A 21,817-nucleotide genomic window follows, 5' to 3' on the forward strand; every position below is an offset into this window, starting at 1 on the left:
CTCCACGCGATGGCCTGAAGCGTGAGAGCTGGATGCACCCGCAGCCCTGGCCCTTGTGGGCTGCGGAATCAACAGGAGCAACAGGTGGCAACCAAATCCCCCAGAAAGACCCCGCGCGCGCCCGCAACGAGGGCGAAGCCCGTGGCCACGGTGTCAGCGGCGCAGGTTCGGCCGGTCGACGAGTCGGCCGGAGCCTCGACGAACCAGCCGCAGGTCGACGTGATCATGGTTCGCAGCATCCCGACCACCATCCGGCGCTGTGGTTTCCGGTTTTCCCAGGAACCCTACGGCATCGTGATCTCGGGGCTGACCGACGAACAGCTCGAGCGGCTCGAGAACGACCCAGACCTGGTTACCGAACGCGGGACCATCGACGCGCCGACCGCCGCCGAGCTGGGCGTCGCCGCAGAAACCTCGACCGAGGCGTAAGTGGCCTACATCACGCTGCCCGAACTTGCTGAGCGGCCCGGCCCGCGCGAACTCGCGCAGCTGGGTAGCACCCGCGAGCATGACGTCCGGGACCTCGCGCTCATGGACGCCACGCTGCGCGGCCTGGACCGCAGTGCTTGGTCGCCCGAGGAAATCGCCGACGCGGACGCAGCAGCTGCGCGGATCTCCGATGCGGTGCGCGAAGCGGACGCCCTGATCGACGGATTCCTGGCGCAGCGCTACGTGCTGCCGCTACAGCTACCGCCGACGAGTACTGGCAAGAACGTCGTCACGTCCTGGTCCAGGGCGATCACCCGCTACCTCCTCAACAAGGACCGGGTCACGCAGGAAGCGACGGACCCCGTGGTCCGGGATTACAAGGACGCGCTCCGGCTGCTCCAGCTCGCCGCTGACGGGAAGTTCAGTCTCGGTGAAACCGACCCGATTGCCGGCAGCCGCACCAGTCCCACGGACGTCCGGATCACCGGCGCGCCGAACGCCTTCGGCCGCAAACAGCTGCGGCACTTCCGGTAGGGGGACGCATGGACGTGCGATTCCTCGTCGACCGTCTCAAGGAACGCATCACGCTGCGCGACGTAGCGGAGATCGGCGGCGCCGCAGACCTGGATGCCGCCAGGCGCGGCACGCTGCGACCCCGGTCGATCTACGTTGTGCCGCTGTCGGACCGGCCACGGCAGAGAGGCAATGACCAACTCGGCTGTGCCGGCGGCCGGATAGAGCTGTACGCGGTGTTGCTGGTCGTCGACCAGGTGCGCGATGCAACCGGAGGCGAGGCCCTCGCCGAACTGCCTGCCCTGCGCCGCGCCGTTGCCGGCGCGCTGCGCGGTTGGCAACCCGACCAACATCATGACCCGGTGGAGTTCATGGGTGGCCAACTCGTCCAGTTCACGGGCGATGGACACCTGTGGTGGTCAGACGAATATGGGTGTGTGAATCATGGACCAATCTGAACAGATCACCGACACGACGCCGGCGGTCGCCCCCCTCGTGGAGACGCCAGCGGCCGCGCTGCCCGCTCCGCTGATCGCGGCCCGCCTGATCATTCTCCATCGCGGGGATGGCTCCGTGGTCGAAGTCCAGCCCGGGGGCGAGCTGCCACCTGTCAGCCCTCGGCAACAGGAGCGGCTGCAGCGCGGCGGTGCGATCGTCCCGCCGCCGGTGTCCAACCCGCCGCCCGCTCCCTCCAGTCCGGCCACGCGCCCGTCGCGCCAGCCTGCCCATCAACGCAACATGAAAGGAGCCTAACGTGGCCACCCGTCAATACTGCTGCTTCCTCGGCCGCGGCGTCATCAGTGCCGCCGGCTATGCCGACTACCTGGCCAAGGTCGCCGGCCTTATCCCCCTCGGTAACGCTCCGGTGCTCAATCTGACGGCCACCGAAACCACCGAGACCGTCAAGGATTACACGTCGCCGGCCGGTGGCACCTTCTGCTCGCGCCGAGAAATCGACGCGGTGGCCGTTGCCCTGACGCTGCGCTGCCATTCGCCGCACAACTGGGCGCTGGCCACCAGCGGCAGCGGCTACGACAACACCATCGCCAGCGCTGCGGTCGAGGACGAACCCCACGTGCTGCATCTGGGAGCTGTGGAGCCGCTGACGCACCTGATCGACGACAACATTCCCGTGGTGGTCACCAGTCCGGATGGGGATACAACGTATGTGGCCGGCGTCGACTACATCGTCACGCCGTCCGGATCGATCGAGCACGTGGTCGGCGGCAGTATCCCCGCGCCGACCATCACGACCGGGAAGGGCCAACCGAACATCGCGGTTAGCTACACCCGCCGCGAGCAGAGGTTGATCCAGCTCTACTCGCAGCCGGCGCGCGAGCTGACCCTGCATTTCGACGGGTACAACGTGGCCGAAGGTGGTGCTGACCCCACTCATTTCGACCTGTTCCGAGTGCAGTTCGGCCCGGCCGCCACAGTGAACGTGATCAGCGACAACATCGCCCAGCTCGAGCTGACGGGGAATGTCCTGCGCGATCCGACCCGCCCGCTAGGCACGATCAGCAACCCGTTCAGCCAATACGGCACGCTGAAGATCTGAAATGCCTGCGCAGCACGCCCACGTCGGCCGCGGCCGTGTGCATTTCACGGCGCCGCTGCTGCCCAACGGCGCCGTCGATGCGACGGGCGGTTCCGTGGGCAACAACTGGCCGACCGAACCTGCCACACCCGGGCTCGCGATGCCGCCGGGGCGGTTCATTGGGAACGCGGGTGGGTTGACCATCACGCAGCAGGTGCAGATGCCTCGGGTTGCCGCGTACCCACGACCCGGTCAGCGACGGGGTGGCCCCATCGTGCTCTCAACCGCAGCGACTCTGACGCTGTACGGCCTGGGCGCCGCGAATCTGGCGGACTGTCTGGGCGGGACCTGGTCGGAATCCGTGGGACGAGATATCTCCGACCGGCTCTACGTCGGAAACGCTCCCGTCATCCGAGAGAGCATGCTGTTCTCGAGTGAGCCGATCGACCTGGCGCAGCCGGTGGTTGTCGAACCGAGCTGGACGACGTGGGTTGAGGGTGAGCACTGGGAACGGGCAGCATTCGGCGTCCGGATGCTCAGGGGGTTTTCCGCCCCGTATGGGACTCACGTCGACATCCGCTATCGCAGTGCCAGCGGGACGGACATCATCGAGGGGCACGCGGCGCCTGGCCGCTACGTGGGCATCGTCTACCACGGGGTGAATGCGATCACGCAGCGTCCCGTGCGCGTCGACGCATATCGCACCCAGATCCAGCCGACCCAGTCGCTGGACGTGATCGCCGACAGCATCTCGGCTGTCGCCCTCAACATCAACATCGAGCCGGTGCTGCCGCCATTGAGTGTCCGGCCGCGCTGGTACCGCACAATGAGTGTGACCCATGACTGATCAGCTAGCACGAGGATTGTTCGTCGGGTTCGGCTCGGACACGAACCCATTTGATTCTCCCAACGGCATGGATGAGAACCTGCGCCGCCTCGACGATCACATGGGGCTGTACACGTTGAGCGCGCCGCAGCCGCCTGGTACGTCCTACCCCCTGGATCCGGCCAATGGAGACGGTCAGATTTACTCCGATGGGACCTACGCAACGTTCAACGCCGGGACGTGGAAACACTACGAACCTCGGCGTGGCGTCCGGGCGGGGCTGGTGGGTGGAACGGAGAGCTGGCTGAACACGGGCAGCAGTTGGGAAGCGTTTAGCGTTGTTGACACCGAGCCGGCCGTCGCTGCGGCAACCGCCGCCATCCAGCCGTTGGTCACGCTAGCAACGAATGAGGCGAGCCGCTCAGAGATTGCGCGTGACTCCGCGTTCGCAGTCGCCGCCATCCGCGATTCCGTCCTGGAAGGATTGGACGATGCGACGATCGCGATCGGTGCCAATTTCTCGGTGTTGCTGCCGGATGGCTCGTTGCAGCCCTACCGCAAGGACAGCAACAGCAGCGCCACGCCCATAGGTGAGCCGGTTCAAACAGCATCGCAGGTGAACGCCGTTCGTGCCGATGTCAACACGCTGAACCAGCGGTTTGCTCGCGCCCAGGTTGCCGTGTGGCGGGGTTCACATCCGGAGGTCGCCGGGGTGCTAGCGCACAATCCGGTGACCGGGCGGCCATTGGTCTACGTCAAATGGAACGGCGAACTCGTCTACCGGGGTGCGGTTTCGCCCGATACGGTGGCCACACTGGCCGACAGTGCGGTGGGCCGAACGCTGAGTTCTATATCGGTCTTGCGGCAGCGGGCTGGCGGCCGGTATATCGCCTTTCAGATTTCCCGCGACTTTCGCGTGATCAATGGCTGGGACACCCTGACCAACCGGCCGATTGGTCAAGGTGCTGGCGGGCAGCTTCCGGAACGCACTCCGTCGACCCCATTGCCAGTGGGGGAGGTCGTGCCGCGCGCCGATGTAGTCCACGATCTGGTTCTAGGTGAATCGCTGTCGGTTGGTGCGCGCGGCATTCCCGTGCTGACCGTAGCCCAACCGTACGCCAATCTGACATTCACGGATGGACCACGATCCGGTCTGGGAGGCCTGACATCGCTGACGCCGCTGGTTGAGAACGATCTCACGCCAGCCCCTGATGCCGGCGTCAACCGCGGGGAAACGCCGTGCAGCGCCGCGAGCAACCGGGTGGTCGAGCTAGCTGCCATCTCGTCGGGCATACCGCCCAGTGCCAACATCCGGCTAGGCAGCACTGCAGGCAAAGGCGGGGCGAAAATCGTAGAGGTGTGGGAGGGGGCCAGCTGGTACGGGCTGACCGAGGCACACATTCAGGCGGGATTCGATCTGGTTACCGCGTTGGCCAAGACCTATGCGATGCATGCGGTTCACATACTGATAGGGGCCAATGACGCGGGTCAAGGGACGACCTATGCCGCGTTCAAGAGCCAGCTGCGCACCTGGCGCGCGTCGGTAGAAGCGACCTATCACACGAAGACGGGCCGCAACAACAAGGTCAAGTTTCTCCTGCAGCAGGAGAGCTATCGGCTCACAACGAATCCAGGTCCTGCGCTGGCCATCTATGACCTGTGCGAGGAGGAGCCCGACAATTTTGCTCTCGTCAGCCCCACGTACCACTGCGCATATGCGTCGGATCAGGTCCATTTGCTGGCGCCGGGCTATATCAAGACTGGCTTGCTGGCCGCGCGGCAGCGACATGCGATCAGCACGCTGGGGGAGCGCCCACGCTGGCTACGACTCAAGTCGGCGTACTCGTCGGGCAACACCACCACCGGTGTGTTCGATGTACCGGTGAAGCCGTTGCGGTTCGACGTTGAAAACCTCGCTCCCACCACGGACTACGGATTCCGGATTGTCGATAACTTCGGACCTGTCACGATCACCGGCCAGTCCATTGTTGACGGCGACAAGGTTCGGTGGACGCATGATCGACCGCTGGAGGCGGGCGCGAAGTTGCGGGCCGGCCTCGACTACCTAGGGTCTGGGCTGATCGTGCTCGAAGGAGCCAGTACCAACCTGCGCGACTCCGAAGACGAGGTGGTTATCGATCATGGCATTGAGCATCGACTGTTTAACGCCTGCCCCCACTTCGAACGCGACATCATCAGAATTTTTCATTGAACGAGGACGATATGGGAACGCTGACACTGATGATTCCTATCGACATGGCCGACGACCCGACCGTGCCGGAATTGTCGCCAGACGATTTCGAACTGATTGGCGCACCTGCTGGTTACGAAGTCGGTTCATATGCACACTGGCAGTTCTACGACCCGGCCAGCGGCCTGGTGGACCCGGTCACCGGCCACGAACTCACGCCAATCTCTACCGCCCCGACCGACAACGATACCCACATCACCATTCCGAACGCTACCGGCAAGGGGATGCGCACCGACTACGCTGATTCAGAGAACCGGCGTTGCACGCTCTGGGGGATCTATCGATTCCCGGACGATGCGTATCTCTACACGCCCTTTGGCAGTTTGGAGGCGTCAGTGGGAGGTGGCATGTACGCGGGACCCGCTAGCTCAGGGGTCCGCAATGTTGGGCTGACATTTCGCGGCACAACCTTCAACAGCACGATCGTCGGAACGGTTCAGCCTGGGCAATGGGTTTTTCTCGCCACGACGGTCAACATGGGCGCGACTCCCACGCGCGCGACCGCGCTGGTTGGGAACAGCTCCAGCGGCTACGACGGTACCGGTTCCGGCTCCTATCTGCCGAAATCCGGTGCGACACCGTTTCTGACCCTGGGGCGGGATACCTATACGAGCACTCAAGGGGGGTCATTCGACTGTGCCGAGTGTGGGATTACCTCGGCACCGCTGACCCTCAATGCGCTCAAGGCACTGCGAGATCGTCGGCGGCTGTTCCTGGAGTCGATCGTGTCCGTCATATAGCCAGACGCCGTTCATCAGTACGACCAACGATTCAGAGTAGGTAAACACAAATGACCAGATCCGTTTTTCAAACCCCAGCTCGACGCGAAATAGCCGGCCGCGCGGTCGATATATTGAAACTCCCATTCGAGGTATTTGACGATGCTCTGACCGTCGGCAACTGGATGCAGGACCGGAGCGACATGTTCGATCTCACAGCCCTGGAGGCGCTCCGGAAGGGCGACCCGGTGCGCGCCGCGCTGGACCGCCTGCTGGCGGCCTGCGTCATGCCGATCGAGGACGACCAGGCGGTAGCGCTGACGGTTGCAGACATCGGCGCCATGCCGATCGCGGCGATCGCCGAGGCCGTCTACGTCGTTCTCGAGGAGAACCTGGATTTTTTTATGGCAACCCTGGCGGCCATCCAGCCGATACAGCAGCGGCTGATGTCGATTGGTTTGCAGTTGCGCAGCAGCTCATCGCTGCCGGTCACGCCAGGGATGATATCCGCCGCTACTCCTACGCCGAACTGATCGGCTATCTCAACGCGATCGCAGCTCAGAATGAACGAAACGCCGAACGCCAGGCAGCGCATACGGCTGTTGCCCTGCATGGCGGCGGCTAGGGTGCTCCATGGCGGCTGATCTCACAGTAGCCCTGCGCGTCCAGGCCAAGCTGGACGATGCACGCAAGGCTGTCCAAAGCCTGAAGGGCGACATTGTCGACCTGGGCCAGGCGGGCCAGCAGGCGACCACCGGCATGGCAAATGGCGCCACGGCGCCGTTCGATGCTGCTGCGAAATCGGCCCGCGATGCCGCCCGGGCGGCGGAGACCGTCGTCGCCACTCAGGAGGACCTGGCCGAGGCCGTCGACCAGGTCACGTCGGCGGAGGAGCGCCGGGCGCGCGCACTCGCTCAGTCGGCGCCGAACGAGGAGCAAGAGCGCAAGGCGCAGGAGTTCAAGAAGAAACAGGCCCAGGCCGCCAACGATGCCGGCGACGCAACGGAGAAAGAGCGCCAGGCCCTGGACCGCCTGGTCGCCATCCTGGATCCGGCCGCTGGCCAGGCCCAGCAGCTCGCCACGGCCCAGGCAACGCTGAACGCCGCCCTCGACAAAGGGGCGATCTCCGCTGATCAGCACACCCGCATGATGGCGCTTGTGCAGCAGCGCTATGCTGGCACGCGGGTTTCGGCTGCCCAGACCGCCGCGGCGATGCGCATGCTGCCGGCGCAGTTCACGGACATCGCGACCTCGATCGTCTCCGGCATGCCGATCTGGATGGTCGCTATCCAGCAGGGCGGCCAGATCAAAGATTCGTTCGGCGGGATCAAGCCTGCGCTGGCAGCCATGCGTGCCGCGATTGGCCCTGCATCTCTCGCGCTGGGTGGCCTGGCGGCCGTCGGCGGCCTGCTGGTGGCGAACATGGTCGCGGCCGAGCGGCGGGCGCTAGCGCTGGCCGTAGCAGTGCAGACGACCGGCAACGCCGCGGGCGCCACGGCCGGTCGTATCGAGGCGGTGGCCGAGCAGGCCAACCGCATCAGCGGGATCAACGAACGTGTGGCGGAGGACGCCGCCGTCGCCATGGTTCAGGCCGGTCGCCTGGGAATGCCGGTCATCGCCAACCTGGTCACAGCGGTGGAAGGCTACGCCAAGGCCACCAAGTCCAGCACCGACGCCGCCGCGGCCAACCTGGCCAAGCTGTTTGTGAACCCGGCCCAGGCCGCCAAGCAGCTCGACGACCAGTTCAACCTGCTGACCGCCGCCGAGCGCCGGCACATCGCGCTGCTGGTGGAACAGGGGCGCACCGAGGAGGCCCAGCTCCAGCTCAGCCAACGCCTGGCCGAGCAGTTCGGCACGGTCCTGCCGCGCAACCTGGGCGTGCTCCAACGCGCCTGGGAGGGGGTAACTGGCGCCATCGGCGGGGCGTTCGCCGCGATGCTGCGGTGGGGCCAGGCCCCCACCCTCGAGAAGCAGATCGAGGCGCAGAAGACCGCGATCGCCAATCTGGAGTCCCAGATCGCCGCAGGCGGCACCCGGGCCGCCCTCAAGCTGCCAGCGATGCTGAAGGCGGCCCAGGAGCAGTTGGCCACGCTGCAGCAGCAACAGGCGACGGAGGCGGCCAAGGCCGACGAGAGCGCGGCCAAGGTAACCAAGGATCGCCGCATCAAGCTGCTGCGCGAGCAGTTCGATGCGGAGACCAAGACGTACCAGACTGGCGCGGAGCAGCTCCAGAAAGAAAAGGAGAAGCTGGACGAGCTGCTCGCCGCCGGCCCCGATGGCGGTGGCATCAGCCAGGCGGAGTACGACGCGCGCCTCAAGGCGATCCGGGACCGGGCGAACAAGGGCACGCCGGCCGGCGACCGCGCTGGCCAGGTGGCCGCAGCGCGGATCAAGGCCGACCTGCAGATCCTGCAGGCCCAGATTCGGGACAGCGACGCCCTGGTGGTGCAGGAACTCGAGCGCGGGCGGATGAGCCTGAACGACGCTTACGCCCGCCGGATCGCGGACATCAACCGCGACTACGACGCCCAGCGCGAGGCTCTGGAGAAGGAACTGACCGCGCCCGGGATGACGTCGTCTCGGAAGATCGAAATCGCTGCCCAGATCAAGGTTCTGGAGCAGTCCAAAGCCGCCGCGAGCCGTGACCTCGACGCCTGGAAGCGGGCCGAAGAGTTGAAATTGGTCAACCTGACGATCCGGCTACGGGTGGACACGGCCGCGATCACGGGGAACTTCGACCGGGCGGCAATCGAGGCGCAGTTGCGGCAGCAATACGCTGCTGATCTCGAGGTTGCAGGCAGGAACGAGGATCCAGCCGCTGCTGCGAAAGACCGCGAACGGATCGAGTTGCTGATCCAGGCCGGCGCCGCCCAGGCCGAGTTCAACAACAAGTTGGCTGAGGCCCAGCGGCTGCAGGCGCAGCTCGCGGTGCTGGAGGAAGCCATCCAGCAGCGTGCCAGCACCGGGGCGATTAGTCAGATCGAGGCGCAAGGGCAGATCAATCACGCCCGCGCCGCCCAGATCCCCATGTTGCAGGCAATCGCCGCGGAGCTGCAACGCGTGCGCGACGCCCTGCCGCCCGGTGCCGCGGCGACTCTCGACAGCATGACGACGAGCCTCGGTACGCTGCAGAACCAGATCGCGGCGACGACTCCCGTTGTCGTCGACCTGGGCACGCGCATGCGCAACACGGTGATTGACGGGCTGGCCGACGCGGCAGGGTCGGCCGTGGCGAATTTCCACAACCTGCGTGACGCGGCGGCGAGCACCCTGAAGCAAATCGCAGGGGACATCGTGCGCAGCGGCATCAAGCAGTTGCTCACGGACGCGTTTACCCCGGGCTCCGCCGGCGGCGGCGGTGGATCGCTGGCCGGGAGCTTGTTCAGCGCGGTGGGGAGCATTTTCGGCTTCGCCCAGGGCGGCCTGATCCGCGGGCCAGGGACGGGGACGAGCGACAGCATCCCGGCCGTGGTCGATGGGTCGCGCCCGATCCGGGTTGCCAACAACGAGTTCATCCAGCCAGAGCGTGCGGTGAATCACTACGGCGTCGGCTTCATGGAGTCGATCCGCACGCTGAAATTCCCCCGGCCGTCCTTTGCGTTCGGCGGCCTGGTCCGCGCGTCGCAAGCGATCGCCAGGTATGCGACGGGTGGTTCGGTCGCGGCATCGAGCGCCGATGCCGCGCCGAACGTCGTCGTCCAGTTCACCAACAACGGCACGCCCAAGCGCATCGCTAGCCAAAGCCAGGAACTGTCTGGCCGGGATCTGGTGCTGGCTGTCGTGCTCGAGGACATCGAGACGGGCGGTCCGATCAGCCGGGGGCTGCCGACCGTTTTCAACCGCGGCGGGGCATGACGTGGCGTACCCAACCTTTCCGGACTACCCGGAGTTCCTGGTCGACAACTACAAGCTGCAGCCGGCGGACAACGTCGATCGCACCGAGTTCGAGGACGGCTATGTCAAACAGGATCCCCTCAATACGCGCCAGCGATACGAGGTGCCCGTGCAGTACCGGCTGCATACGCAGGCCGAGCAGCTCGCCTTCGAATCCTGGCGGCGGCAGGCCCTGCGGTCCGGTGCGCTGCACTTCGAGTGGTACGACCCGGTCTACCACGAGCTGCGCCGGGCCAGGATCGTCGGCGGCACGGTGGAATACACCCCGCTGACGGACCGATTCGACGAATGGACGGTCTCGTTCTCCCTGGAGTACTGGGTCTGACATGGCGCGTCTCAAGTCCTCGCGGTACGTCGAAAATGCCCTGGCGCTGTCGGCCGACGAGGCGCCGATCTACCTGCTCGAGATCTCGCATGTTCTCGTGGCCACGCCGCTGCGATTCGTCAACGACAACCAGGACGTCGTCAGCAACGGCAACAACTACGTCGCCTGCGCGTTCGCGGTGCAGCTGCCGTCCGATCAGGATCGGACGACGCCTCGGGCCAGGCTGTCCATCGATACCCTGGGAGGCGATATCTCGGCGTTCCTCGAGCGCACACACGGCGGCCGGGGCGCGGTCCTCAAGGTGTTGCAGATCCTGCGCAGCCAGCCCGATTTCATCGAAGACGAGTTCGTGCTGGACATGAGCAACGTGGTCGCGGCCGTGCCAACCATCCAGGCCGACCTAGGCTACGACGACGTGCTCAACAAACCCGGTACGCCTTACACCTATCGGCCGGAGACGGCCCCGGGGTTGTTCTGATGCCGCATTGGTCCGATTCCTACATCGATATTCCCCACGCGCAGCGCGACTGCGGCGAGCTTGTGGAGCTGGTGCTGCGCGACGTGTTCGGCCGCGATATGACGTTTCCCCGCAAGCAGTCGTCCAACCTGCTGCACCGCGCGCGCCTGATCACCAAGTACGCCCAGGATTTCGCGCGCCCCGTCGACGCGCCGTTCGATGGGGCCGGCGTGCTGATCCTGGCCAGGGGCCGGGCAGCACACATCGGCCTGTACTGCGCGATCGAGCAGGGGTACATCCTTCACAGCGACGAGTGGTTTGGCGCATCGGTGCGCGAACCCGTCAACCGTCTGGAAAACCGGTATGTCATCCAAGGCTACTACGCCTGGCTCTAAAAAAGCCGGCGTCCTCGAGGCGGTCTATCTGCCGAACCCGCTGATGCCCGCCAGCCGCCGCACGATCACCCGGCTGCTGGGCACCGGCCACGACACAGTGGACAGCGTGGTGCGGCGCCTGGCGCTGCAGGCGACCCCGCTCGAGGTCACGCTGAACGCCAGGTCCATCCCGCGGCGGCGCTGGCCGCGGGTGCGCGTTCGTGCGGGGGATCTGCTGGTCATGCGGCAGGTCGTGCGGGGAACCGGTGCGGGTGAGGCCGCCGCGGCCTCGGCTGTTGCCGCGGGGAAGACCGCAGCCACGGCCGCGGCGATCAATCTGGCCGTGACCTTCGCGGTGAACCTGGCAATCGGCGTGGCGCTGTCGTTCGTCGCGCAAGCGCTGTTCGGCCCGAAGCGCCAGGCGGCCGCGAAGGCCCGCAACGATCCGGCGAACTATTCCCTGGACGGCGGCAGCAACCAGGTGCGCACCTACGGCCCGCTTCCTCTGGTGCTGGGCGAACACCAGGTGTTCCCGGACTACGCGTCGCGGCCATGGTCCGAGAACGTGCCTGACCCGAGCACCACGCACGAGGTGGTCAACAACACCCCGCGCTACGAGTCCCAGACCGCGCCGGCATTCGTCTGGGATGCGATCGCCGACGAGCCTGAGGCGCCCTGGGTCGAGCTGCTGCCGCCCGACATCTCCGGCTACGGGTATTACGGTGATGGCCAAGTCCGTGAATACGAACGGGTGGGCGGGACGGTTACGCAGCCCCATACGTTCGTCACGCGGTACAACCCCGGCGGCCCATTCGAGCACATTGCGACCTACGACAGCTATGCGGCCTGGCAGACCGGTGGCGAATTCCCTGGGCCGCCGCCAACTTGGCACGACCCCGGCACGTATCTCGACATCATCGTTGGTTATGGGTATTACGAGACGTTCAACAGCGAGCGGCTCTGCAGCATATTTAATCTCGGCTTCGGCGACCTGGAGGTCTCGGCGCTGCGCATCGGCTCCTCGCCTCTCGAACAGTACTCCGCGTGGTCCCGGCATGACAGCTGGGTGCCCGCTGGCCAGCTCGATCGCACCCGGCTGACGGGCTACACGACGGACGGCTGGATCGGCGACGATTTCCCGACCAACGTTCAGATCGCGGAGGGCGGAAAACTCGAGCAGCACGAGGGCGTCGACAACGATGGCTGGATCGAGCGCCGCAGTAGCGGGGTGGGCTGCAACTACGTCCAGTTCGACATCGCCGGCCGGCTGTTCCGGTCTGCCGGCGGCGGTATTGAGACGCTCGCCTGCGATTTCGAGGGCCAGTATCGCAAGGTCGGCGACGCGGGCTGGACCGCGTTTCCGTTCTCGATCTCGATCTCGAGCGGCAGCACAACGCCGGTGCGACATACGTTCCGGCACTACATGCCCGAGGTGGCCAACTACGACGTACGCGTGCGACGCCTCACCCCAGACCCGACCGAGGCGAACGACGTCAGCGAGCTGGAGCTGACGCGGATCAAATTCTTTCGCCCCGATCCCGCGCTATACCCCGCCCAGCGGCGCCTGGCGCTGCTGATCAGGGCCTCGGGCCAGCTCAATGGGCGTCTGGAGCGCCTGAGCGCGTTCGTGAGGCCCCGGCATTGGATCTGGGACAGCGCAGCGCCGTGGACGCCAGGGCTCTATCCCGGCGACGGGGCAGCGCCCTGGGTGTGGGGAAACACGACGAACCCCGCCTGGCTCTTCCTCTACTACGCCCGGGGCGGCTTCCTGAACAGCAGCGCGACGCCCGCCTACCTGGGCGGTGGCCAGGGCTGGCTGGATCGGCCCGACCCTACGAACGGCCCCCGCCTGTTCGGCGCCGGCCTGACGAATGACCGGCTGGACTATGCCGCGATCATCGCCTGGGGGCAGTTCTGCCAGGCAAACGGCCTGGAATGCCGCATGGTGGTCATCGAGCAGATGTCCGCCGGGGAGGTTCTGGACGTCATCGCTGGAGCCGGCCGCGCCTCGAAAACCTGGGCGACGGGGCGGCTGGGCGTCGTCTGGGAGGCGCCTGGCCAGCCGACCGTCGGTTCGTTCGGCATGGCCAACATCGTCGCAGGCTCGTTCCAGATCGCGTATGACACCGATGAATCGGTCGACGAGTTCGTGCTGGCCTACACCAACAGCGACGACGACTACGCGGCGGACACGGTGTATTCCCCAGTGCCGGGTGTGCCGCTGCCGGTTAACCAGAAGTCCAGCCCGGCCGGTTACGCCATGCCTCGTAGCCAGGCCCAGCGGCAGAACAACCTGGTCGCGGCGTCCAAGTACTTCCACCGGCGCAGGATCATGTGGCAGAGCGGCTGGGATGCCGCGCTCGTGCAACGCGGCGACATCGTGGCCCTGGCCCACGATCTCACGCAATGGGCGTACAGCGGCCGCCTGGTCGGCCTCGAGGCCGCCGGTGGCCAGATCCGCCGCATCTCGCTGTCGTGCTGGGTCGAGAATCCGTCCGGCGCCGCGACGTTCTACGTCTGGGTGCGGCGGCCGGACAACACCTGGGCCAGCGTGGAGTGTGTCCCGCCAGTCGGCCGGGTACAGGAACTGGACGTGGTCAGCGCGTGGCCGGTGGCCAGCGCGCCGGGCGTGCTGTCGTCGACGTTAGGCACCGAGAACGCTGGCAGCGTGTTCCCGAGGTCAATCCCGGAGGACTGGACGCTGTTCGCTGGCCCGACGCCCACCCCGGGTAAGCGAGTGCGGATCATGGCCATGGAGCCGGGCGAGCGCGGACGCGTCCGGATCACCGCCCGCGACGAATACGAGGAGTACTACCCGTTGGAATATGGCTGGAGCGGCACCCCGGCCATCCCGGCGGACGATGGCCTGGTCGCCCGGGCGTTCAACCCTGCGCTGGCTCCCGCGGCCGCTGGCGCCTGGATGTTGCGGTGGGAGCTGGACAACGCCTATGGCGCCGAGGTAACCGTGGCGGCCAATCATGGGCCGTTCGAACAGGTGCCTATCAGTGGGGCGATCGCCGTGGCGGGCCGGGAGCTGCTGCTACCGGCCTATCCCGCCGGCACCCATCTCGACATCCACGTGCTGCCGAAGGCGGCGGGCACGCCCATCGCGATTGAAGGGGCGACCCTCGAAGCAACGGTTTGAAGACGGGCGACGTGGCCAGGTGCTGGAACACCTGGCCACGCCCCCAGATTGCAGAGCGAGCTGCAAGCCAGGCAAGGCCCGCCACCCTGTACAGAGCGTGCCAAGCCTACCAGAAATATTTCAACCTACGAAATAGGCTTGCAAGAATGAACCCTCAACCGATCATCCCGTGGCTGGGCGGCAAGCGCCGCCTGGCCGACACGCTGCTCACCCGCTTCCCGCCCCATACCTGCTACGTCGAGGTGTTCGCCGGCGGGGCCGCGCTCTATTTCCTGAGGCACCCGGCCGAGGTGGAGGTCATCAACGATGTCAACGGCGAGCTGGTGAACCTGTACCGGGTCGTCAAGCACCACCTCGAGGAGTTCGTCAGGCAGTTCAAATGGTCCCTGGCCAGCCGGGAGATGTTCAAGTGGCTGCAGCTGACCGTGCCGGCGACGCTGACGGACATCCAGCGGGCGGCCAGGTTCTTCTACCTACAGCACAACGCGTTCGGTGGGCGGGTCGAGAGCCAGTCGTGGGGCACTGCGACTACGGCGCCGCCGGTCAACCTGCTTAGGATCGAGGAGAACCTGAGCGCAGCGCATTTGCGCCTGGCCAGCGCCTATATCGAGAACCTGGACTGGCAGGAGTGCATCCAGCGCTACGATCGCCCCCACAGCTTCTTCTACATGGATCCGCCGTACTGGGAGACCGAGGGCTATGGCGTGGCGTTCGCCTGGGAGCAGTACGAGCGCATGGCCGATGTGCTCAGGTCCCTGAAGGGAAAAGCGCTGGTTAGCCTGAACGACCATCCGGACGTCCGGCGGGCGTTCCAGGGGTTCCAGATGGAGGCCGTCGACATCTCGTACACGCTGGCAGTTGGCAAGGCGGCCGACCGGCGCGAGCTGATTATCTACAGCTGGGACCGGGACGCCGAGCCGGCCGGGCTTTTCTAGCGTGGAATTAGGTTACTGGTGGTGAAATCCCTCGACCGGAGATTTATCGCACCAATCGGGCCGCTTATATCGCGCGGCGCTTCAGCGGCCAGGCCCGCGCGGCGCAGTGGGGTGGAGAAGGATGGCATGGGAACGACGTCCGACGTGGGTGGAAATAAATCTTTTAATGATAATTATTATCAATTCTATTTCAATGGGGAAGTTGTAAGAGTCGGATCGTTCGGGACAGCTTGCGAAGGACAAAAAAAGCGGCCTGGAAAGGCCGCTCCGCAGGAATGCGTGGCAAGGCCCGGCGGCTGGGCCGGGCCGGCCGTCATGGCTTGGCGTTGGGGAAGAACAACTGCTGGCCGTCGATCTTGTAGCTGGCGATGGTCTGCTGGCCGGCGGGGGAAATGACCCAGTCGACGAACTTCTGGGCGGCCGCGGCTTTGACGTGCGGATGCTTGGCCGGATTGACCACCATCACCCCATATTGGTTGAACAGGCGTTCGTCCCCTTCCACGAGCACGGCCAGCTTGCCCCGGTTCTTGAAGCTGAGCCAGGTGCCTCGGTCCGACAGCACGTAGGCGCCGGTGGAGGACGCCATGTTCAGCGCGGGGCCCATGCCGCAGCCGCAGGCCCTGTAGCCGCTGCCCTTCTTGTCGTCCAGGCCGGCTTCCTTCCAGTAGCGCAGCTCGGCCGAGTGCGTGCCGCTCTTGTCGCCGCGGGAGATGAACTCGGCGTTTGCCGCCGACAGCTTCTTCAGCGCCTGGACGATGTCCTTGCCCTTGACGCCGGCGGGATCGGCGGCGGGGCCGATCAGCACGAAGTCGTTGTACATGACCGGGTAGCGCTTGACGCCGTAGCCCTCGGCGATGAATTTCTCCTCGGCGGCCTGGTCGTGCACGAACAGCACGTCGGCGTCCCCGCGCCGGCCGGTGTCCAGCGCCTGGCCCGTACCCTGTGCGACCACCTTGATGTCGATGCCGCTGGCCTTCTTGAAGGCCGGCAGCAGGTGGGCGAACAGGCCGGACTGCTCGGTGGACGTGGTCGAGGCCATGACGATGGTCTCGGCCGCCGCGGGCAGGCTGGCCAGGGCGGCGGCCGCGGGCAGCAGGCAGCCCAGGACCAGCGGACGCAGGCGATGGAAGAGCTTCATATTTTTTCTCCTTTGACGAAAAGACCGGCTTCCTCGGGCAGCGGCCCGTTGAAGAAGGCGTGGACGGGAAGGTCCGCCAGCACGCGGCCCCGTTCCAGATAGACCACGCGGCTGGCCAGGCGCTTGACCTGGCCCAGGTTGTGGCTGCTGAACACCATGGTCATGGTGCGTCCCGAGCGCGGCTGCGCGAATTCCTGCATCAAGGCTTCCACCTCGCGCTTGGCGTGCGGATCGAGATTGGCGGTGGGTTCGTCCAGCAGGAGAGCGTCCGCATCCATGGCCCAGGCCTGGGCCAGCGCCACGCGCTGCTGCTGCCCGCCGGACAGCGCCTTGGCGTTGCGGCCGGCCAGTTCGGCCATGTCGACGCGCGCCAGCGCGTCCACCGCGGACTGCCGCGCCTGGCGCCATCCCATGCCTCGCAGCCACAGTCCCAGCGCGACGTTGTTCCGTACCGAGGTGCGCAGCATGTGCGGCCGCTGGAACACCAGGGCCTGCCGGTTGCGCGGCAGGCAGGAGACGGTGCCCGAAGTGGGGGCGAGCAGGCCGTGCAGCACGCGCAGCAGCGTGCTCTTGCCGCTGCCGTTCGTACCGACCAGGGCGACGCGCTCGCCCGCGTGGATGGACAGGTCGACCCCGTGCAGCGCGCGCACCCGCCCGTAGTGCAGATCGACGTCGCGCAGCGAGAACAGGGCCGGCGCAGGGGCTGGCTCCCGCACGTCCGCCGCGGCCGGAATCGCGAGGGCCGGGTCGGCGTCCAGGGGCATGATCGAGGCCACGCGTTTCATGCGGCCGGACCCGGCATGCGCAGCCACGCGGACAGGCCCGCGTCGCGCCGTTCGCGCCAGCGGCGCACCAGCGAGATCAGCGTGTTCAGCAGCAGCACCACGGCCAGCAGCACCATGCCCAGCGCCACGGCCAGGGGCAGGTCGCCCTTGCTGGTCTCGAGCGCGATGGCCGTCGTCATGACCCGCGTGTAGCCCTCGATGTTGCCGCCGACGACCATCACGGCGCCCACTTCCGAGACCGCCCGGCCGAATGCCGCGATGAGGATGGTCAGCAGCGCGAAACGCTCGTCCCAGGTCAGCAGCAGCCCGCGCATGAAGGTGCCCGCGCCCAGCGAACGCAACTGCTCGCCATGGCTGCGGTCGGCATCCTCGACCACCTGCCGCGTCAACGCCATGACCACCGGCAGCACCAGGATGGACTGCGCCACCACCATGGCCTGGAACGAGAACATCCAGCCCAGAAAGCCCAGCGGCCCCGAACGCGACAGCAGCAGGTAGACCAGCAGCCCCACCACGACGGAGGGCAAGGCGAGCATGGTGTTGAGCAGCGTCAGCACGGCCCCCCGTCCCGGGAATCGCGCCACCCCCAGCCATGCCCCCAGCAGCAGCCCGGCGGCACAGGCCAGCAGACAGGCACAGGCACTGACCGCCAGCGACAACCTGACGATGTCGAGCAGGACGGGATCGAGAGAGGTGATGAGGCGCAGCGCTGTGACCGCGCTTTCCGCAAGAGTGTTCATGCCGTCTTCAAATGTGCCGCCCCAGCGTAACGGAGTGGAACAGACGAAGCGATATGAAGTAGTTTGCATAGGCGCCGGACACACCAAGGAAACCGCGGATCTGGCTTTGCCAGTCCGCCGGTTTCGCCCCCTTGAGGGGGCCCACGCAAGCGGGTAGGGGGGGCTATACTCCAGCAGTGCATCAGATCGAGCTTTCCTATACCTTTGGCGTACCGCGCGCCCATGCCGCCTCCATCCGCAATCCGCTGATGGACCTGCTGCATGCCATCCGCGAACAGGGCTCGATCTCGGCCGCCGCCAAGGCCCTGGACCTGTCCTATCGCCACGTATGGGGCGAACTCAAACGCTGGGAGAAACAGCTCGGACACGCGCTGGTGGTCTGGGACAAGGGCCAGCCCGCGCGGCTGACCGAATTCGGCAACAAGCTGCTGTGGGCCGAGCGGCAGGCGCAGGCGCGGTTGGCGCCGCAGATCGGCGCCCTGTATGCCGACCTGGAGCGGGCCTTCGCGGTCGCTTTCGACGACGCGGCCCACGTGGTCGCCCTGCATGCCAGCCACGACGACGCGCTGGCGTCGCTGCGCGAGCACGCCGTGGCCAGCGACAAGCTGCACCTGGACATACGCTTCACCGGCAGCGTCGACGCGATCAAGGCCTTGAACGAAGGCCGGTGCGTGATGGCGGGCTTTCATGCCCCCGCCGATTCTCCGCCGGGCTCGCTGGCCGAGCGCACCTACAAGCCGCTGCTCGAACCCGGCCAGCACAAGATCATCGGCTTCGCGCGACGCAGCCAGGGGCTGATGGTGGCGCGGGGCAACCCGCTGGGCATCGCCTCGCTGGCCGATCTCGCGCGGCCCGACGTGCGTTTCGTGAATCGCCCGCTGGGCACGGGCACGCGCGTGCTGCTGGATGAACTGCTGGCCAGGCAGGCCTTGCCGCCGTCGGCCATCCAGGGCTACGCCCATACCGAGCCGTCGCACACGGCGGTGGCGCACGCGGTCGCCTCGGGCGCCGCGGACGCGGGCCTGGGCATCGAGGTCGCCGCCCGGGCCAGCCGGCTGGATTTCATTCCGCTGGTGTCCGAAAACTATTTCCTGGTGTGCCTGAAGTCCACGCTGGAACTGCCGTCCACGCAAGCCTTGCTGGGCATCCTGCGCAGCGAGGCCTGGCAGCGCAGGCTGGCGGCCATGCCGGGGTACCGGCCGCAGCAAAGCGGCGAGGTGCTGTCGATGCGGCGCGTGCTGCCCTGGTGGAATTTCCGCACGCCCAAGGCCGGCAAGCGCGGCTGAGGCGGTCCGGTCAGGCGTCCTGCGGCGCGGCTCGAACCGGGCGGGGCGCGGTGGCCAGTTCCGGCTGCAGGACCAGCCGCCAGGGCGCCGTATAGCAGAGGAAATGCTTGTTGGTGGCGCGGCCGATCGCGCACAGGCCCAGCCGCTCGGCCAGTTCGAAACCCATCTGCGTGATGCCGCTGCGCGAGACGACGATGGGAATGCCCATCTGCGCCGCCTTGATGATCATCTCGCTGGTAAGCCGGCCCGTGGTGTAGAACACCTTGTCGCGGCCCGCCATCCGGGCCGGGTCCTGCAGCCACATCCATCCGGCGATAGTATCGATGGCATTGTGGCGCCCGACGTCCTCGACGAACATCAGCATGCGCTCGCCCTGGAACAGCGCGCATCCGTGCACGGAGCCGGCGGACTTGTAGGTGGTCTCCTGCTGCCGGATGGCATCCAGCAGGCCGTAGAGCTGGCCCTGGGTGAGCCGTGCGTCGTCGGGCAGGCGGATCTCGTCGATCTCGTCCATCAATCCGCCGAAGACGCTGCCCTGGCCGCAGCCCGTGGTGACCACGCGCTGGGAAGTGCGGGCTTCCAGATCCCGGATGCCGTGGCGTGTCTGCACGGCCGCCGCCTGGACTTCCCAATCGACCGTGACCGCCTCGACCTCGTCGATGGAGCGGACCAGGCGCTGGTTGCGCAGATAGCCCAGCACCAGCAGTTCGGGCATGGCGCCCAGGGTCATCAGCGTGACCAGTTCGCGCTTGTCGACGTAGACGGTCAGCGACCGTTCGGCCGGGATGGAAACCGTGTCGCTCAGGCCATGTTCATTGACGACGGCGATCTCGCGCGTCAGCGGCGCCCGGGCGTCGGTCAGGAAAGGACGGTGGCGGGACGACGCGGTCACTGCTTGGGCGTGGCGGCGTCGGGCGCGGCGGTGTTGTGCGGCGCCTTGGCCGTTTCCGAAGGAGAGTGCGCGCCGGCGGCTTCCAGCGGCTTGGCCTCGGGCGGCGTGTAGACGAACGGGCCCGGATCGGCGCAAGGCGGCGTGGACGCGGGCTCGTGCACGGACTTGCCGGCGGCGCGCGCGCTGGCGAAATAGGCGGCCGCGGTCTTGTTCTGCGCCTGGCAGAGCTTGTAGCCGTCGACCTTGCCGGTCCAGGCGGTACGCGCGGCGGCCTCGGCCGCCTTGGCCTGGGCCTCGGGGCTGGGCGGCGGGAGCTTGGCCATGGCCGCGGTGGAGAAGACGGCCAGCAGCAGCGCGAGAGCGGTTTTCATGCGGAATCTCCTGGTCGAGGCCGACGGGGTCAGGCGTTTGCCGGCCGGGTGTCCGGCTTCTTCTGCGCAGGCTGGGTGCGCTGGGCGGGGATCTTGCCCGCCTGGATGTCGTTGTACCAGAGTTCGTGGTGCTCACGGGCCCAGGCCTCGTCCACGTAGCCGGTCTTCATGGCCTTGTAGGCGCCCTTCATGCCCAGGGTGCCCAGGTAGATGTGGCCCAGGAACATGCACATCATCAGGATGGTCGCCACGGCGTGGACCATGTGGGCGACCTGCATGGTGCCGCGGGTGTAGACCAGGCCGGGGATGACCCGGTCCAGCACCAGCCCGGAGCCGATGACGATGAAGCCCAGGAACAGCACGCCGCCCCAGAACACGAGTTTTTCCCCGGCATTGAAGCGGCCGGTGGGCACGTGCTGGCCGTTGAACAGCCCGCCGCCCTTGCGCAGCCAGACCATGTCGTCGCGCGTGGGCAGGTTGTCGCGGATGAAGGTCAGGAAGACCACCACCAGCGAAACCGCGAACAGCGGGCCCACGAAGTTGTGGGCGGTCTTGAGCAGCCAGGTCATCCAGCCGAACAGGGCGCTGCCCATGATGGGCAGCAGGAAGAACTTGCCGAAGGCCATGATCAGGCCCGAGATCGCCAGTATCACGAATGCGGCGGCATTGACCCAGTGGGCCGCCCGCTCGAAATACGTGAAGCGTTCGATCTTGCGGCCGGTCTCTGCGCCGTGGACGGTCAGCGGGCCCTTGGTGAAATAGAACAGCGCGATGGCCACCAGCACGATCAGCAGCAGCGAGCCGCCGTAGGGGATCAGCCAGTCGTTGCGCACCTGCCGCCAGGCTTCGCCGGCCGAGGTGTATTTCGAGCCGGGGTACTGCACGAAGCGCTGGATCAGCACGCCGGCTTCCGGGGCCTGGCTGTGCGGCAGGCTGCTATAGCCGGGTTGGCCGGAATTGACCAGGCGCCAGTTCGGCGCGTTGTTGCCCGGCTGGACCTTGGCGCGCTCGGCGTTGGTCTGGTCGGCATAGCCCGGATCCTGACTGGCGTCGGGCTTGACCTCGAAGATGTTGGCGCTCTGGATGGCGCCCATCGAGGTGCCGGCGGGGGGCTGCGCGGCATCCGCCGCGAAGCCGGCGGGAGATGCCAGCATGGCGCCGGACAGCGCGAGCGTGGCGAGTAGCGACCGTATCATGGCG

At 66.6% G+C, this 21,817-nt stretch carries 22 protein-coding genes; 16 read left to right on the forward strand and 6 right to left on the reverse strand.

The window, feature by feature from the left end; genetic code table 11:
- The first annotated feature begins 141 nt into the window (after positions 1–141).
- The 15 genes from EV675_RS10540 (at position 142) to EV675_RS10610 (ending at position 15,405) form a co-directional block, all read left to right on the forward strand.
- Complete coding sequence (locus tag EV675_RS10540; protein WP_130357192.1) at positions 142–429, forward strand: hypothetical protein; 288 nt, start codon at positions 142–144, stop codon at positions 427–429.
- The gene (locus tag EV675_RS10545; RefSeq protein ID WP_130357193.1) at positions 430–963 is read left to right on the forward strand and encodes a gp436 family protein; all 534 of its coding nucleotides are present in this window, start codon (positions 430–432) and stop codon (positions 961–963) included. It abuts the gene before it with no gap.
- A gap of 8 nt (positions 964–971) precedes the next feature.
- Positions 972–1,400 carry a phage tail terminator protein gene (locus tag EV675_RS10550; RefSeq protein ID WP_130357194.1) on the forward strand — a complete coding sequence of 143 codons (429 nt, stop codon included), beginning with the start codon at positions 972–974 and terminating at the stop codon, positions 1,398–1,400.
- A complete protein-coding gene (locus EV675_RS10555) occupies positions 1,387–1,695 on the forward strand; it encodes a hypothetical protein (RefSeq protein WP_130357195.1) in 309 nt (102 codons plus the stop codon). Before EV675_RS10550 ends, EV675_RS10555 begins: the two co-directional genes overlap by 14 nt.
- A 1-nt stretch (position 1,696) precedes the next feature.
- Positions 1,697–2,500: a phage tail tube protein gene (locus EV675_RS10560; RefSeq protein WP_130357196.1), complete on the forward strand. Its 804-nt coding sequence runs from the start codon at positions 1,697–1,699 to the stop codon at positions 2,498–2,500.
- A gap of 1 nt (position 2,501) precedes the next feature.
- Positions 2,502–3,326 carry a hypothetical protein gene (locus EV675_RS10565; protein WP_130357197.1) on the forward strand — a complete coding sequence of 275 codons (825 nt, stop codon included), beginning with the start codon at positions 2,502–2,504 and terminating at the stop codon, positions 3,324–3,326.
- Complete coding sequence (locus EV675_RS10570) at positions 3,319–5,517, forward strand: hypothetical protein (RefSeq protein WP_130357198.1); 2,199 nt, start codon at positions 3,319–3,321, stop codon at positions 5,515–5,517. Before EV675_RS10565 ends, EV675_RS10570 begins: the two co-directional genes overlap by 8 nt.
- Positions 5,514–6,296 carry a hypothetical protein gene (locus EV675_RS10575; RefSeq protein WP_130357199.1) on the forward strand — a complete coding sequence of 261 codons (783 nt, stop codon included), beginning with the start codon at positions 5,514–5,516 and terminating at the stop codon, positions 6,294–6,296. Before EV675_RS10570 ends, EV675_RS10575 begins: the two co-directional genes overlap by 4 nt.
- Positions 6,297–6,346: 50 nt before the next feature.
- Positions 6,347–6,808 (forward strand): hypothetical protein, encoded by a 462-nt coding sequence (locus tag EV675_RS10580; protein ID WP_130357200.1) that lies wholly within the window; start codon positions 6,347–6,349, stop codon positions 6,806–6,808.
- A gap of 100 nt (positions 6,809–6,908) precedes the next feature.
- Positions 6,909–10,130 (forward strand): phage tail length tape measure family protein, encoded by a 3,222-nt coding sequence (locus EV675_RS10585; protein WP_130357201.1) that lies wholly within the window; start codon positions 6,909–6,911, stop codon positions 10,128–10,130.
- Between the two features lies 1 nt (position 10,131).
- Positions 10,132–10,494 (forward strand): hypothetical protein, encoded by a 363-nt coding sequence (locus EV675_RS10590; protein ID WP_130357202.1) that lies wholly within the window; start codon positions 10,132–10,134, stop codon positions 10,492–10,494.
- Position 10,495: 1 nt separating this feature from the next.
- Positions 10,496–10,972, forward strand: coding sequence for a DUF1833 family protein (locus EV675_RS10595; protein WP_130357203.1), 477 nt, complete (start codon positions 10,496–10,498; stop codon positions 10,970–10,972).
- Complete coding sequence (locus EV675_RS10600; RefSeq protein WP_130357204.1) at positions 10,972–11,346, forward strand: hypothetical protein; 375 nt, start codon at positions 10,972–10,974, stop codon at positions 11,344–11,346. The genes EV675_RS10595 and EV675_RS10600 overlap by 1 nt, the downstream gene beginning before the upstream one ends.
- Positions 11,315–14,470 carry a host specificity factor TipJ family phage tail protein gene (locus EV675_RS10605; protein WP_130357205.1) on the forward strand — a complete coding sequence of 1,052 codons (3,156 nt, stop codon included), beginning with the start codon at positions 11,315–11,317 and terminating at the stop codon, positions 14,468–14,470. Before EV675_RS10600 ends, EV675_RS10605 begins: the two co-directional genes overlap by 32 nt.
- 146 nt (positions 14,471–14,616) lie before the next feature.
- Positions 14,617–15,405: a DNA adenine methylase gene (locus EV675_RS10610; RefSeq protein WP_130357206.1), complete on the forward strand. Its 789-nt coding sequence runs from the start codon at positions 14,617–14,619 to the stop codon at positions 15,403–15,405.
- Between the two features lie 313 nt (positions 15,406–15,718).
- On the opposite strand, the gene EV675_RS10615 is transcribed toward EV675_RS10610, so the two are convergent.
- The 3 genes from EV675_RS10615 to EV675_RS10625 are packed head-to-tail and all read right to left on the reverse strand — an operon-like array spanning position 15,719 to position 18,068.
- Positions 15,719–16,543, reverse strand: coding sequence for an ABC transporter substrate-binding protein (locus EV675_RS10615; protein WP_130357207.1), 825 nt, complete (start codon positions 16,541–16,543; stop codon positions 15,719–15,721).
- A complete protein-coding gene (locus EV675_RS10620) occupies positions 16,540–17,328 on the reverse strand; it encodes an ABC transporter ATP-binding protein (protein WP_242621380.1) in 789 nt (262 codons plus the stop codon). The genes EV675_RS10615 and EV675_RS10620 overlap by 4 nt, the downstream gene beginning before the upstream one ends.
- Positions 17,325–18,068 (reverse strand): ABC transporter permease, encoded by a 744-nt coding sequence (locus EV675_RS10625; protein WP_087837266.1) that lies wholly within the window; start codon positions 18,066–18,068, stop codon positions 17,325–17,327. Before EV675_RS10625 ends, EV675_RS10620 begins: the two co-directional genes overlap by 4 nt.
- Before the next feature lie 176 nt (positions 18,069–18,244).
- On the opposite strand from EV675_RS10625, the gene EV675_RS10630 reads away from it, so the two are divergent.
- Positions 18,245–19,354, forward strand: a complete 1,110-nt coding sequence (locus EV675_RS10630) for a substrate-binding domain-containing protein (protein WP_087837265.1) — start codon at positions 18,245–18,247, stop codon at positions 19,352–19,354.
- Positions 19,355–19,364: 10 nt separating this feature from the next.
- Here EV675_RS10630 and EV675_RS10635 read toward each other — a convergent pair whose 3' ends face one another.
- The 3 genes from EV675_RS10635 to EV675_RS10645 are packed head-to-tail and all read right to left on the reverse strand — an operon-like array spanning position 19,365 to position 21,813.
- A complete protein-coding gene (locus EV675_RS10635) occupies positions 19,365–20,246 on the reverse strand; it encodes a formate dehydrogenase accessory sulfurtransferase FdhD (RefSeq protein WP_130357208.1) in 882 nt (293 codons plus the stop codon).
- On the reverse strand, positions 20,243–20,617 hold the full coding sequence (locus tag EV675_RS10640) for a hypothetical protein (RefSeq protein WP_130357209.1): 375 nt from the start codon (positions 20,615–20,617) through the stop codon (positions 20,243–20,245). Before EV675_RS10640 ends, EV675_RS10635 begins: the two co-directional genes overlap by 4 nt.
- Before the next feature lie 29 nt (positions 20,618–20,646).
- Positions 20,647–21,813, reverse strand: coding sequence for a formate dehydrogenase subunit gamma (locus EV675_RS10645; RefSeq protein ID WP_130357210.1), 1,167 nt, complete (start codon positions 21,811–21,813; stop codon positions 20,647–20,649).
- Between the last annotated feature and the right edge of the window lie 4 nt (positions 21,814–21,817).

It is taken from the genome of Pigmentiphaga kullae, assembly GCF_004216695.1.
Lineage (GTDB): Bacteria > Pseudomonadota > Gammaproteobacteria > Burkholderiales > Burkholderiaceae_B > Pigmentiphaga > Pigmentiphaga kullae.